The organism is Anoxybacillus sp. EFIL (assembly GCF_013096955.1).
GTDB lineage: Bacteria > Bacillota > Bacilli > Bacillales > Anoxybacillaceae > Anoxybacillus > Anoxybacillus ayderensis.
In genome coordinates this window covers 1-225 of the sequence record NZ_SDLH01000143.1, presented here as the reverse complement: position 1 = coordinate 225, position 225 = coordinate 1, and the positions used below count along the sequence as shown (strand labels likewise).

The following is a 225-nucleotide window of genomic DNA, read 5'->3' as shown; positions in this document are numbered from 1 at the left end:
AGGCTTTCGGTGCAGAGGATTCTCACCTCTGTTTTCGCTACTCACACCGGCATTCTCACTTCTAAGCGCTCCACTAGTCCTTCCGGTCTAGCTTCGACGCCCTTAGAACGCTCCCCTACCGACGACGTAAGTCGTCCCACAGCTTCGGTGATACGTTTAGCCCCGGTACATTTTCGGCGCAGAGTCACTCGACCAGTGAGCTATTACGCACTCTTTAAATGGTGG

1 rRNA gene is annotated in these 225 nt (G+C 53.8%); it reads right to left on the bottom strand.

Features of this window, described 5'->3' with window-relative positions:
- A 23S ribosomal RNA gene (locus ES017_RS15710) occupies positions 1-225 on the bottom strand; the annotation flags it as partial.